This window comes from Pelagibaculum spongiae (genome assembly GCF_003097315.1).
Lineage (GTDB): Bacteria > Pseudomonadota > Gammaproteobacteria > Enterobacterales > Pelagibaculaceae > Pelagibaculum > Pelagibaculum spongiae.
Genome location: NZ_QDDL01000015.1, coordinates 71,039 through 84,406, shown reverse-complemented (window position 1 = coordinate 84,406; position 13,368 = coordinate 71,039). Strand labels below are relative to the sequence as shown.

Annotated in this window: 9 protein-coding genes; 2 read left to right on the top strand and 7 right to left on the bottom strand. The window is 42.1% G+C overall.

The features are described 5' to 3' along the window. Positions 1 to 417: 417 nt before the first annotated feature. From DC094_RS21050 to can, 5 genes are all read right to left on the bottom strand, one after another. A complete protein-coding gene (locus DC094_RS21050; protein WP_116689094.1) occupies positions 418 to 1,107 on the bottom strand; it encodes a hypothetical protein in 690 nt (229 codons plus the stop codon). 129 nt (positions 1,108 to 1,236) lie between these two features. After that, the gene (locus tag DC094_RS21045; protein WP_116689093.1) at positions 1,237 to 2,535 is read right to left on the bottom strand and encodes a TldD/PmbA family protein; all 1,299 of its coding nucleotides are present in this window, start codon (positions 2,533 to 2,535) and stop codon (positions 1,237 to 1,239) included. 11 nt (positions 2,536 to 2,546) lie between these two features. Further along, entirely contained in the window at positions 2,547 to 3,938 is a 1,392-nt protein-coding gene (locus tag DC094_RS21040; RefSeq protein ID WP_116689092.1) for a TldD/PmbA family protein, read from the bottom strand. Between the two features lie 290 nt (positions 3,939 to 4,228). After that, positions 4,229 to 4,828: an IQM protein middle domain-containing protein gene (locus DC094_RS22320; RefSeq protein WP_178030949.1), complete on the bottom strand. Its 600-nt coding sequence runs from the start codon at positions 4,826 to 4,828 to the stop codon at positions 4,229 to 4,231. Positions 4,829 to 5,704: 876 nt separating this feature from the next. Continuing rightward, positions 5,705 to 6,367 (bottom strand): carbonate dehydratase, encoded by a 663-nt coding sequence (can, locus tag DC094_RS21030; RefSeq protein ID WP_116689091.1) that lies wholly within the window; start codon positions 6,365 to 6,367, stop codon positions 5,705 to 5,707. Positions 6,368 to 6,814: 447 nt separating this feature from the next. Here can and DC094_RS21025 point away from each other — a divergent pair, with 447 nt between their 5' ends. Beyond that, on the top strand, positions 6,815 to 8,125 hold the full coding sequence (locus DC094_RS21025; protein WP_116689090.1) for an efflux RND transporter periplasmic adaptor subunit: 1,311 nt from the start codon (positions 6,815 to 6,817) through the stop codon (positions 8,123 to 8,125). Beyond that, positions 8,118 to 11,300, top strand: a complete 3,183-nt coding sequence (locus DC094_RS21020) for an efflux RND transporter permease subunit (protein ID WP_116689089.1) — start codon at positions 8,118 to 8,120, stop codon at positions 11,298 to 11,300. Before DC094_RS21025 ends, DC094_RS21020 begins: the two co-directional genes overlap by 8 nt. 84 nt (positions 11,301 to 11,384) lie before the next feature. On the opposite strand, the gene DC094_RS21015 is transcribed toward DC094_RS21020, so the two are convergent. Continuing rightward, on the bottom strand, positions 11,385 to 11,906 hold the full coding sequence (locus DC094_RS21015; RefSeq protein ID WP_116689088.1) for a DUF2937 family protein: 522 nt from the start codon (positions 11,904 to 11,906) through the stop codon (positions 11,385 to 11,387). A 219-nt stretch (positions 11,907 to 12,125) separates the two neighbouring features. Beyond that, positions 12,126 to 13,202: a transposase gene (locus DC094_RS21010; protein ID WP_133245652.1), complete on the bottom strand. Its 1,077-nt coding sequence runs from the start codon at positions 13,200 to 13,202 to the stop codon at positions 12,126 to 12,128. Positions 13,203 to 13,368: the final 166 nt, after the last annotated feature.

The window sequence follows — 13,368 nt, the reverse complement described above, 5'->3', positions numbered from 1 at the left end:
CTTTTTAGAAGCGGAATGCTGATGCGCTATTCTGAGCAAAAAACATTGATAATCAGGTGTGTTAATAGCAGTTTAATGCGGCGTTTAAGTGGTATTCTGAAAGAGGTGCTTAAATTCGGGAAAATATAAAAAAACCTGTCGAGCGATTTTTATATTAAATTGTGCTGAATGGTTACAAACTGTGAAAGATTGTTAAACAGTAGCTTAAGTTTCATCCACTTAGCTTTCTTAAGGCTACTGCTTCAGAGATCCTAAACAGGTTCTAAGAAAAATCACATAGAAAACTACAAAGTTCAGGCGAACAATAACAGTCAATTAAAAGACAATTCACTGAAGATAAATTATACCTATCTAATGATTACAAGCAAAACATCAACCATTAAACTATAACTATAAAGAAAATCAATCGGGTTATTTTTAAAAAGTTAACAACCATGAGAAATCATCGACATCGACAGTAACAGCAGCGGGTATATTATAGGGGTTAACCACTACGATTCTTTCATATTTCTTCAAAAAATCAGTTATTTTTACAGCCTCACTCTCTGATAAAGAAAACAAAAGTTTACCTTCAAAACAATCATTTAATTTAGAAAAATATTCTTCCAATGAAGAGTGAAAGTTTAGCCACGGATCAACCAAAATTAAATTTTTAATTATGTCATCATCCAGCTTGAAAATATCTACTTCATTGAATTTTTTTATGTCAAAAGAAAGATTTCCATTAAACAAAACACAGCAATGTGCAATAAACTCTCCTTCTATATAAAAAAACACTAACCTAGGGGATGCACCGCCATTTTCACGAATGTACTTCAAAGCTAAATATGATAACCCTATACAATCTGCACCACCAAACGCCTTAATTATAGATAATAAATCCTCAAACACTTCAATAGAGGTAAAGCATGAACCGTGCTGTAAAGTATGTGCTGTACTATGAGAAACATAATTCCTCTTTTGCTCCATTTTTCTAGCCAATGCCTGCTTAAAACCGTCTTCAGAGTAAGGGGTGTAATGCAAAAGGTTAACTACACCAGAAACTTTGGTTTCGAGAATTACATGGTCAAGTGCTCGCTGAGCTAATTGTTCTTGAAATGTAGGCATCAATCTATATATTTATGAAATTTAAAAAAGTATAGCCAGCATATCTAATTATCACATCATGCTTTCTAGCAACATATGAAATATATTGCTAGAAAGCATTAGAGCATTTCAATACCTAAAACTTCTAAATCAACTAATCGTCAATTCTTTAACTCTTACCCAAGGCACAATGCTTGAACCGAAGTCGACCGTCTCGCTAGACACCTGATCGATATCCATTAACAGCTGCGCCATGTTACCTGAAACCATAGTTTCAGAAACGGCGTAGGCAATTTTTCCATTTTCAATGTAATAGCTGTTTTTAGCTACGCCAGAAAAATCACCCTTATCATTTGGCGAACCACCAGAGAATCGGCAAAGCAGCAAGCCTTTTTCGATACCCGAAATCATCGCGGCTAGCTCCGTATTTCCGGGTTCAATAATGGTTGCGCCACCATCGTTAATTGAACGAGGCAAGCCCGTTTTATTGGCACCGTAAATACCTAATAAATAGCTATTTAACTTTCCGTTCTCTACAAGCGTCAGATCTTGGGCTCGAATACCATCGCCGGTTAGCCAATAGCCATCGGCAAGCTGGTCACTTAACGGTTTGCAGTGGATGGTTAGCTTATCTGAAGCCACCTGCTGGCCGACCTTTCCTTTGTAAATGGAGGTATCGGCAATTAATGGGCCGGTGCTAATTTGGTCTTCTAAAAAGCCGGTGAAATCTTCCAAACAATGGGGGGTGATAATCACTGGGCCGGAGAATTTCTCAGGAATTTGCTGGGTATGTACCTGCTCGGCAGACTGAGCCAATAACTGATCCATATGACCCTTCTGCCACAAAGGTGCATCAAGGTTTTGTGCGCTGTAGCCACTGTAATTAAAAGACGACGTAGCCTCGCCATCTTTAGAGGTGAACATCGCTACAAAACCATACATGCCATTATGCAAGGTAAAATCGATGCCGTTAGAATTAATCACTCGACTGCGGCTAGCAGTGAAATCCAATGTCGCTTCTTCAAGAATAGTGGTTGGATAGGTGGTTTCACAGTAGTCGGCGAACGCTTGCAGCCGGTCATACATAGTATCGTAATCGGCTTTAATTGGCCCGGTTGAAAACTCGCCTGCATCTTGTGCGGGAGCAATATCATAAGCAGCGTCAGCCTGGGCGCCTTCCGCCATTTGTACCAATTGTTCGATGGCTTCTTCGATGGCGAGGGCATCTAATCGGTTAATCGACAAACTGGCTTTTCGTTGTTGACTAATGCCGGTTAAATTCAGCGATTTATTTAAACCAGTTCGCAGCAATTTAATTTCACCGTGGTGAATATTAAATTCATGTTTATCTGATTCGCTTAAACCAATTTGTGCGCGATCAAAACCAGCAGCCCGCATTTGTTGCAGGGTATTTTTTAATAATGTTTCATTATCCATTGATTCACTCATCTCACTACCCCTTATTGGCCGCCAATATTAACTTCGCATTTGAGCGCTGGGCCCGCATCAGAAACCACCATTGATTGTTTCTTACCGCAGTAACCACCACAGCTCCAATGAAGCTCATCTGAAACCATCGAGACCGTTTTGAGCATGTCGAATGCCACGCCTGAAATAGTGGTGTCGTTAATCGCTCTGCCCAGCTGGCCATTTTTAATTTCATAGCCAAGGGTAATGCCGAACATAAATTCAGAAGTTGAATCTGCCTGACCATTATTTGAGCGCATCAAATAATAACCATCTTCTACTGAGCTGATCATATCGGCTAACTTATCTTGACCCGGTAAAATTGCCGTATTTCGCATTCTAATTAATGGCTCATCGGAAAATTTGAATGCGCGTGCATTACCGGTTAATTGATGGCCAAAATGAGCGGCGGTTTCGCGGCTGTGCATAAACTCTTTAAGAATGCCCTTTTCAATCAAGGTTACATCTTTAGCTTCTACGCCTTCGTCATCAATCCACAATGGAATTGGTAGCTGTTTGCCGTTATAGCTGTGGGCTAAATCGACCATGGTGACTAGCTCTGAAGCAACTTGCTTACCCAAATAATCACCAGCAACACTGCCACCCAACACCAGGTCAGCTTCGGTAGTGTGACCCACTGCTTCATGGGCCAAAATACCGGTGAGTTCCGAATCGAGAATCACCGTTTTACGGCCAGCTTCTGCTGCCACCGCATTTATCTTATTCATTAAATGCTGATACAAACTATCAATATTTGGGAATAACAGTTCAGGGGCGGTGAAAGCATCTTCAAATTGAACTCCGCCATGACAAATTGGCTCCATTAAATCAATTGGTTCGCCTTGATCATTTTCTGCGGTCAAAATTACATAAATCATGGCGCGTGGCAGTAAAGTGTATGCATCTGAACCAGTAGACGTCAGCAGGCGCTTTTCTAAATCTTCGGTTGCCAGCATCAGTTGGCGCGCTTTAATTTTCGGACAGGCTTTTACGATATAACCATCAATCGCCTGCAAGAACTCAATTAAATGTTGCGGGCTAACTCGTGGCTTTTTGGTAGATAAATCATGAATGCAATTGAATTGCGTTTCTGGCAATAAAATACCGGCCTTGCTAGAACGGCTGGCCAAAAAACGAGCATTGTGACCGGCACTTTTAATCAGGCTAGATAAGGTATCGGGGGTTAAGTCTGCGCTGGATGCAAAACCCCATTGTCCCTTATCGTAACTTCTAGCGCTTGCACCCAGTTGACTAGACTGGCTGTTGCCAACCAAGTCACCGTTCAGCATGCTAATACGAGTATTGTTGTTTTGTTGCACTCGCAGCTCGGTATAGCCAACAAACTGACTGGCCAGGCTGCTGAGTTGAATATCACTCAGTCTCATAGATATCTCACCTTTAATGGGTAACTGGCAAAATATGGAGTCTGAGGCGCGGGTTTTCAAGCAGCAGGGCTATTCTCTATCTTGGTAGTTAATCAACTAGCAAGCACTCTTGGTCATGTCGACTATTTTTGATTAGTTAGTCGAGCTAAATACTTCTAATCTATTTTAAATGTTCATGATAAAAGTCATAACACCATAAAATAGCAGGGTGAGCCAACCTTGCAACCACCCGCCATCATATAAATTTAATTAGTATGAAACTAAAGCTTCACATTAAACACCGACACATACTAATGCCATTGCCACCTAGGGCCTTCTGGGTAAAGTCGTCGTAACTGGCCATTAAAATGGCTTCGACCAGTTTCAACTGTACCAGCACCATCAACCGTTTCGATTACCTTTTCAGCATGAAATCGCTGAAACCATCGGCCTTGGTACGAAGGGTCACTTATCCGCTTTAACCCTTTCTCTAACTGCCTCGAAGAAATACCAAATTCTAAACGTACCGAACTAAAATCAACACCCTGCTTGACTAGTTCCTTCTTGAACTGAAGCATATATTCTTTGGTTGGCTGATAATGGCCACTCGAATTATTTACATATAACAACTTGCCAGCGACAACTCTTATATGTCCTGCTGCGGCAACAGGCCTCCCTGACAAAAAGGCGGAATGATGTTCAACATCACCCGATTTTCTTCCACAGTAAATTTCACCGTCTTTGTCCATCACAAAAGCCCATGACTCATTCGCGGTCATTAGCTTGGTACCTCTACGGTAGAGAAGTCCATCTTGTACCGTAACCAAATAATTCAATCTTTCTAATTCATCTAAATATGGAACCCGAACACCACTGAAAATATCCTTCCCCATACCTGCATTGTACAACATTCCAAGTTCTTTATAAGACATAAAAGAAACAACAAAATAATAAAAACAACCCCTACATTACTGACAAGAAACTCACAAATCAAAAGTGATAATATGCCGCATAATACTTTAACAAAAAGTATTAAAAATGAGATATAAATCACTCCCTCTTTAATATGCTTATGGTTGATTTTACGCCTTAAAATCTGATAAAAAACCTATTATTGTTACTTTAAATCAGCTGTAGATCATCTGTTTTTTTTGAAATTCTAGGTTTGACATAAAAACTTATCACGTCATAAATCACCCATTGCAAGTTTCATTATTCTGACGCTCAAATTTTAGCCATCCAATTCGATTGATGAACCTATCGAGCATTGGCATTAGAAAGGTTAATATTCAAATAAACTTCGCGTTAGGGGCTTGGAATTAAATAATAAACCGGTTGCTAATTATTCAACTTTACTTGCTAACATGTGGAAAAATTTAGAGTTTTGCTCTCCCTGCTTATGAATACCCGCATTCCATAGCGAGCATGACGGAGTGACTAATGAAGCACTGTAGTTTACAACATACTCCGAGCCGTCATTCCAGACAGGAAGTTCATGGATGCACGGATTAGGGCGACGCAGGATGCCAAAGCCGGGAAGCCGGAATCTATGTGCCAGGGATGGTAGCTCCGCTCCAGAAAAATCATTTCAGAAATTGAAACCGTTCAGGGCAATTTAAAATTTCTTCGTCCCTTAAGCCTTTTTGTAACTTACTTCATTTTAAAACTAGAGATTTTGGGAAAAATTTCTACCAATAGAACGATAGACAGGTTTCCTATAACAAAAAAAGCGAGATGACTCATCAGTCATCTCGCCTTTTTACTATCTGTATTTTTTCAAGCGGTATCTAACAAAGCACCGAGCTATTGACCATCGCTACTGCGCGAACATATTTGTCATCTAACTCAAGATAGCTACGTGATGACATATTTAAATCACGTACCTTGCCATCTTGCAGGCCATACACCCAACCATGAATCGTCAGATCTTGTTTTTGGTCCCAAGCATCTTGGATAAAAGTACAATGTGCTGCACTCATTACTTGTTCAATCACATTCAATTCACATAAACGATCACTGCGATGCTCACCGTCTTTGGCCTTTTGCAAAATCGTTTGATGCTTACGAGATATCTGTTGAATCGGCCGCAGCCAGTTGTCAATTAAACCATGGCGAGTTCCATCCATCGATGCGATAACACCACCACAACCATAATGGCCACAAATAATAATGTGCTTCACTTTGAGTACTGCAACCGCGTACTGAATTACTGACAGACAATTGATGTCAGTTTGCAGCACTACATTGGCAACATTGCGGTGAACAAACAGCTCACCTGGCAACAAGCCAACAATTTCATTGGCAGGCACCCGGCTGTCAGAACAACCAATCCACAAGTACTCGGGCGACTGCTGGCTGGATAACTTGGCAAAGAAACCCGGATCCTGTTGGTTCACCTGCTCAGCCCATTGGTGATTGTTGTCGAGTAAATCTTCTAGAGGTTTTGTCATAGTTGTTTCTTGACCAGTCTATGGCAGCATCTGTGTATAACAGCATATCACGCATTCAAAAACTGTCAGCTTTTGTTGCTTACTTAACGGCGAGTAATAACCACGACTAAACCAATGAAATTACTGATAGCTACCAAGTTATGTAGCTGACAAACCATCAGTAATTTCGGAAAAAATATGCTTCTATCATATTTCTTTAATTTGAACAGGTATCTAGAAAGCAGGTACAAAATCGACTCGCACCCGACAATAATTTGTAGCAATGCCTTTCGCCAGAATATGACTTCAAAATTTAATTTATGAAAATATATTGCAACTATCCTTCAGCCATCTGATGGCTAATTTCAATTGCCATCAATTAGCCAACGCTCGAACATCTTCAACTATCACGACTACAAAACGTGATGTGTTATTCTGTTTATCCTGCTGGCTAACAGTGACGTTACCATGTCTAAACCATTTAAAATCTTGATTCCTATTGCACTATTGATTGCGGCGATTACTGTTGCTGTTGTTCTGGTGGCAAGCAAAAAAGCCCCTGAGCAAATTATCCCTAAAAAACAGCCACCTCTGGTTTCGACTTTAAGCATTCAGCCGCATACAGTTCGATTAAGCGTTACTAGTCAGGGAAAAGTAATTGCCCGCAGCCGTAGTCAATTAAGTGCTGAAGTTGCTGGAGAAATTAGTCAGATTTCAACTAAATTGGTGAAAGGTGGTTTTTTCAAACCTGGTGAACAGCTTTTACAGATTGACCCAGCAGATTACCAAGCAAATGTTCGAGAAGCAGAAGCCGCTCTAGCCAGCGCACAAGCCCAGCGATTTCAAGAACAAGCCCGGGCCGAACAGGCATTCCAAGACTGGAAGACCTTAGGAAATAAGCGGCAAGCTGATCCACTCGTATTAAGAAAACCGCAATTGGCCCAAGCCGAAGCAGCGGTTAAATCGGCACAGGCAGCATTAGACAGAGCCAACCGCAAACTCGCTAAAACCATTATTCGCGCTCCATGGCCTGCAATGGTTAGCTTACGAATGGCTGAATTAGGACAGTTTGTATCGCCCGGCACACCTCTGGCAGAACTTATCGCGGTCGATTATGCCGAAACCCGCCTAGCACTCTCAGATAAAGAACTTTCGTGGTTAACTAAAATTGCGCCGGGTAGTCAGCAAAATGGTCCAGAAGTTATCCTTAAAAGCCGTTTTCGCGGTCAATCACAGCAACATATCGCCCGAATTGTTCGTGATGAAGGCACGATTAGTGATACTACTCGCATGCATTATTTAATTGCCCGCATTGATGACCCATACAATTTAATCAGCCAGCCAACTGCTTCAGATTTGAATGCGGCACCATTAAAAATTGGTAGCTTTGTTGAAGCAACAATTAACGGCCGACAACTCGACAATGTTTACCGTATTCCACGCTATTTACTGCAAACAGAAAACAAATTACATCTGCTCGGCGATAATAATCAGCTGAAGATTGTTCAGGCTCGGTTATTACAAGGTCAGGGTGAAATGGTGCTGATTCAAATTCCACTGCCTGCTGTGAACAATTCATCGACTGACAATGCACCCGTCAGTAACCAACCGATCACTCTGGTAACCAGCGCACTACTTGCAGCCAGCGAAAATCTGCAATTACGAATCGCCAGTACTCAGTCAAACGAACAGCCAAACGAACAACGCAGCCAACCTTTGCTAGAAGAAACAGCAACAATCACTAGCGCTGTGACTACTGAGATGACTGCAAATGAGTGATTCTCAACCAGCAAAAACACCGAAAAAGAATTCTGGTTTAAAGCGTTACACCACCAGTGAAACTGGCTTAATTGCCTGGTTTGCTGAAAACCATGTCGCAGCCAATTTGTTAATGCTGTTAATCATGGTGGCTGGTTTAATTGCAGTGGGTAGCATTCGTAAACAGACCTTTCCTGACTTCGACAGTCGAGTGGTTCAGGTCGTAATTGCCTACCCCGGCTCCGCACCGGAAGAATCAGAAGAAGGAATCTGCCTCAAAATTGAAGAGTCCTTACAAGGGCTAGAAGGCATTAAGTCGATCAACTCCTCCTGCTATGAAGGCGGTGCGACAGTCAATGTAGAAAGCAGCCAAGATTTCGAAGTCGAAGAGTTGCTCGATCAGGTAAAGCTACGAGTAGATGCCATCACATCACTACCCGAGCAGGCCGAAAAGCCCTTAATTCGTAAACTGCAATTTGGCGAAGCTACTTTGTGGATAAGTGTTTATGGCGGCGAAAACCGCAAGCAACGCCGCGCTTATGCACAGCAAATTCGTGATGAAATGGCTGCGGTTTCTGGTATGGGGCTGGTTGAGTTAGTCGGCGACCCTCAACCAGAAATTAGCATTGAAGTGTCAGAACAAACCCTTCGCGCTTACAACTTGAGCTTTGATGAAATCGCCCAAGCGGTTAGAACGGGTTCAGTCAACTTACCTGGCGGATCAATTCGCAGTGAAGGCGGCAATATTTTATTGCGCACCAAAGATCAAAAATACACTGCCGAAGAATATGCTGATTTAACATTGCGCAGTTTTCCTGATGGCAGCCAACTCAAATTGGCCGATATTGCTCAGGTTAAAGATGGCTTCTCTGAAAGTGATTTTTTCACCTACTTCAACGGCAAACCGGCCAGCATGTTGCGAGTAAAAAAAACCGGTGATCAAAACGAACTAGAAGTCGCCAGATTAGCTAGAGAATTTATTAGCGATAAAAAACTACAACTGCCTGATGGCATTGAAGTCGACTATTGGGGGGATATTTCCTACTATCTGAATGGTCGGCTAGAAATGATGATGGAAAACATGGTTGCAGGTGCAGCGCTGGTTTTCTTAATTCTGACGTTATTCTTACGCTTGCGCATTGCATTTTGGGTCATCGTCGGCATTCCTATCTGCTTTTTAGGTAGTTTATGGTTATTGCCTCTCACGCCATGGCCAACCACCATCAATATGATCAGCCTGTTTGGTTTTATTCTGGTGCTCGGCATAGTGGTCGATGATGCGATTGTCATAGGAGAAAGCGTTTATCAGCAGATCAGTGAAAAAGGCCATACCCTAGATGAAGTGATTCGCGGCGCACAAAAAGTCGCAAAACCAGCCACCTTCGGCGTATTAACCACCATGGCGGCTTTTGCACCGATTCTGTTTGTTGGCGGCGACGCGGCACCATTTTTTGAAGCCATCTGTATGGTGGTCATCTTATGTTTGTTTTTTTCTCTAGTTGAATCAAAACTAATTTTGCCAGCTCATTTGGCACAAATGAAAATACAGCATCGAGAAAACCGGGAGCCTAATTGGTTAGAAAGAATTCAAGATTCCGTTCAAGCGCGTTTACAGCTTTTTATCGAGCGCAAATATCAACCCGCGCTAGAGTGGTCGATTAAAAATCGCTGGCTGACGCTATCAATATTTTTCTCAATGCTGATTGTCACAATTGGCCTGGTTGCTGGCGGCACCGTGCGCTCACAGTTTTTCCCCGATGTTCCTAGTGATTTTATTCAGGTGGAATTACAACTAGAACCTGGCAGTTCAATTCAAACCAGAAACCAACGGCTACAGCAGCTTGAACTGGCACTCAATCAGGTCGAGGAGCGCTACGAAAAACAAAACTCCCAGCAACCTGAGCTAGTCAAGCATCAACTAACATTCGCCAGCGGTGAAACACGCGGTGAAATGGTGGTTGAGCTAACCAAGCCGGAGCAACGCTCATTAGATGCGGTTAGTTTTTCTAAGCAATGGCGAGAACAAGTCGGCGATTTACCCAGCGTTAAACTCCTTAAATTTAATGCTTCAACCAATACCGGCGGCGGTGCTGCATTATCTTTTCAATTGAATGGTAATAATCCACAAAACTTGGCTCAAGCTGCCACTGAGCTAGAACAACGATTAAAAAAGTACCAGGGTGTTTTTAATATCACTAATTCTCTTTCACAGGGCAGCAGAGAGATTCAATTAAAAATTAAACCTTCTGCTGAATCATTAGGGATTTCTTCTAGAGATTTAGGTCGTCAGGTTCGCCAGGCTTTCTATGGTGAAGAAATTCAGCGGATTCAGCGCGGTCGAGATGAAATAAAAATTATTGTTCGCTACCCTGCAGAGCAACGAAAGGCTTTAACTAGCCTAGAAGGTTTACGGATTCGCACCTCTAGCGGTGCAACCGTACCTTTTGAGGAAGTCGCTGAAATATCAAACGGCATAGGCTATTCAACCATTAGCCGGGTTGATAGAAAGCGAGTGGCAACCCTAGAAGCAGATGTCACAGCACTTGCTGAGCCAAATAAAATTGTCGAAACCATAAACCAAAATTTTCCACAATGGCTCACTGAAAACTATCCAGATATTCAGTTTAGTCTCGGTGGCGCTAGCATGGAAGAGGCAAAACTAATGAACCGCTTGGCAATCGCTGCCATGATTGCTTTATTACTGGTATTCGCCTTAATCGCTATTCCACTGCACTCTTACAGCTTGCCACTGATTATTATGTCGGTGATTCCATTTGGTTTTGTTGGTGCCATTGTTGGCCATTTAATTTTCGACCTTTCACTGAGCATGATGTCGATATATGGACTGGTGGCTCTGGGCGGCGTGGTAGTTAACGACAGTTTAATTATGGTCGACTTTATTACTCGAGCCAGGCTAGACGGGCAAAGCCTCGACCAAGCCATTCGGCAGGCAGGTAGCCAGCGATTCCGGGCAATTTTGCTCACCTCGCTGACAACATTCTTTGGACTGGCTCCGATTATTATGGAAACCAGCTTACAAGCACAGTTTGTAATTCCAATGGCCACTTCACTGGCTTTTGGTATTTTGTTTGCGACGGTGATTACTCTATTCCTGATTCCTTGTTTGTACCGAATTCATGAAGACTTCCGTCATTGGATTGGTTCAAGGGGATATTTGGAGCAGCACTCCGTTTAATAGATATGGCGCACCTGACAACTCCGACAACATAGGTGTCTTAGTGCGTCACATCTAGAGAATATTTACGCAGCGATTAATAGCTTACTCTGACGCTGTTCGTCTGCTGAAAATCCCTTTGAATATAAAACCTACAATAACGAAAAATAAATCCAAAACTATCGAACCCAACAACCCTGCAGCCAAGCCAAATAAAATAGCGGTCATGTTCAGCACAACACTAAAACTATAATGCTGCCAAACATTATCTCGCACCTCGATAATCGGCCGTGCAAAAACATGCAAATATTGACTATATATCGACTGATTAAAATCTCGTAACGCTACTTCCAAATATCGATTTCTCGACATCAGCGCACTGATACTTTCTCCGCCCGAGTTAATCACTGGGTCTTTCTTTTTTGCATAGTGATCAATCAACTTGTTCATATCACCATCAAAATATCGGTCAGCATCATCTTGAAACACAGCAACACTGCTATTGGATTCCAGCAAACGAGCTTGCAAGCTCTGCCCATATTGGCCAACAAAGCCCGGCAGCTGAATACCTACCAACACACCAAACACAAACAGCACCAATCTGCAGTATTCCATCAGCTTATTCATCGCCTCTCCTTCATCTGTGCCAGCCAAAGTAAAAACTGCATACACCCAAAGAATTAATTATATCGCTTTTGCGATGAAACAATATCAATTTGGCACCATCAATTCAAAGTAGCGGCCAGCATTGGCCTTTTGTACCAATTTATAGGCACAGGAAATTCTGCAAGATTCATCTTACAGAACATTCATCATCTAGCTAATGATTGTTGTATTGGCGTTATTTTATGTCGAACCAAACTTCTGTGCTTTGGCCTTATGCTGTTCTCTGGCCCGCCGCTTAAATTTCAATATATCGGAATATTTTCCAATCGCAGTAGAGAATTTCTGCATCAGTGACGGCCCGCGCCCACTCATGATACTAGCCCATTCAGTTGCATCAACACGAAGCTTTAATCGTTTGAATATCGATGGTAAATCTTGTTGCATATGACATTTCTTATCAATTCGTGCCATTCGAGCGCTAGCGTCAACCAACTCCAGGTAATCCTGATATTTAAATGGCAAACATTCAGAATGTTGCTGCTTTTTCATTCTAGAACCCAACAAGGGCTTTAGTCTGGGATAGTTAGGTTCCAAGTTAACTTTCTTTTTATTTTTAGATTGATTTTTCTGCTCAATATTAATTCGAGCTTGTATTGAGGTGTAATTAGAATCTTCCGGAGTTTTAGCAATGCCCGCCCGCAGTGGATTAAGGTCAACATATGCCATGCAGGTTAATAAGGCTTGTTGATCAAGCAATGCCTGTGCTTTAAATCGACCTTCCCAAAAGCGGCCGGTACAATTATCTTCAGAATTAGCTCTTCGTGCCAGCGGTTCATTAATGGCACGCATAAACCAGCTGATACTCATTAACCGCTCTCTATAAACATCAGCAAAGCTTAAAGCCATGTTCACTTCTGCCGAGGTCATGGCTTTTTTATCTTTCGGGTTGAGGTATTTTTGTACTAGATATTCGCCTTTAAATACTTTGCAATATTGGGTCAGTACTTCATCGTCAGTCCATTTTTCTGCTTTGTCGACATCGACATATAACACCAAGTGATAATGATTCGACATAATCGCGTAAGCAGCCACTTCAATAGCAAAGGCTTTTACTAACAATGCGAGCCGATCAACAATCCACTGACGGCGATGGTCGTAGTTCTTTCTCAGTTCTGGAACAATCGCGGGATCTTCGCCACACAACCACCCTCGCCTAACGCATCTGGAGCAGGCATGGACGAATGGATTGGCTTTGGGGTCGAACAAAATGGCACGAGGTGCAGGCATGATAAATTTAGGAAGGCTTTTAACAAGCATCCACTCCAGCTAATTTCAGTGGTTATCAAATATTAGCTGGAGCGAGATTATTGTGGAAATTGAAGATTTTTGGGGTGCTATAGATAAAGCTTTGGCTGGCAATCGTTACTGTTAGCTGGAGCAAGATTATTGTGGAAATTGAAGATTTTTGGGTTGCTATAGATAA

Coding starts and splice junctions, on each gene's coding strand:
- DC094_RS21050 (WP_116689094.1), bottom strand. CDS start 1,107: ATGCCTACATTTCAAGAACAATTAGCTCAGCGAGCACTTGACCATGTA.
- DC094_RS21045 (WP_116689093.1), bottom strand. CDS start 2,535: ATGAGTGAATCAATGGATAATGAAACATTATTAAAAAATACCCTGCAA.
- DC094_RS21040 (WP_116689092.1), bottom strand. CDS start 3,938: ATGAGACTGAGTGATATTCAACTCAGCAGCCTGGCCAGTCAGTTTGTT.
- DC094_RS22320 (WP_178030949.1), bottom strand. CDS start 4,828: ATGTTGTACAATGCAGGTATGGGGAAGGATATTTTCAGTGGTGTTCGG.
- can (WP_116689091.1), bottom strand. CDS start 6,367: ATGACAAAACCTCTAGAAGATTTACTCGACAACAATCACCAATGGGCT.
- DC094_RS21025 (WP_116689090.1), top strand. CDS start 6,815: ATGTCTAAACCATTTAAAATCTTGATTCCTATTGCACTATTGATTGCG.
- DC094_RS21020 (WP_116689089.1), top strand. CDS start 8,118: ATGAGTGATTCTCAACCAGCAAAAACACCGAAAAAGAATTCTGGTTTA.
- DC094_RS21015 (WP_116689088.1), bottom strand. CDS start 11,906: ATGAATAAGCTGATGGAATACTGCAGATTGGTGCTGTTTGTGTTTGGT.
- DC094_RS21010 (WP_133245652.1), bottom strand. CDS start 13,202: ATGCTTGTTAAAAGCCTTCCTAAATTTATCATGCCTGCACCTCGTGCC.